Raw genomic sequence first — 504 nt, 5'->3', positions numbered from 1 at the left:
GGCAAAGTTCACCTGATGTTTATGCAGCAACTCCACCGCATTCATGACTTGTTTGAATGTGCCCCGACCGGCTCGGTTGGTTCGATACGCGTTGTGCAGCATTTCAGGGCCATCAATACTCAAGCCCACCAAGAAATGGTTCTTGCTTAAAAATTCGCACCATTCGTCATTCAATAACGTGCCGTTTGTTTGCAGATCGTTTGAGATCTTCACGCCTGCGGGCTGGTATTTCTCTTGAAACTCGACAATTTTCTTGAAGTAATCCAAACCCAACATCGTTGGCTCGCCGCCCTGCCAAGAGAAGACGATCTCAGGTGTATTTTTCCCTTCAATATACTGTTTGATGTAAGCCTCTAACGTGGCTTCATCCATCATTGGTGAACATCCTTTTTTATACTCAAGTAAGTCCTGTTTGCTGAGGTAGTAGCAGTAAGTACAGTCAATGTTACAGGCAGCACCAATTGGCTTTGCCATAACATGTAAACGCTTAGACGCTTTGCCGTT

At 45.2% G+C, this 504-nt stretch carries 1 protein-coding gene; it reads right to left on the bottom strand.

Annotated features, from left to right (window positions below):
• Positions 1 to 504, bottom strand: a 504-nt coding sequence (locus tag R8N47_RS28680; protein WP_318186544.1) for a radical SAM protein, incomplete at both ends; no start/stop codon positions are given.

The organism is Vibrio sp. 2132-1 (assembly GCF_033344315.1).
Note: the sequence above shows the minus strand (reverse complement) of the source record. Positions and strands in the feature narration are given on the sequence as shown.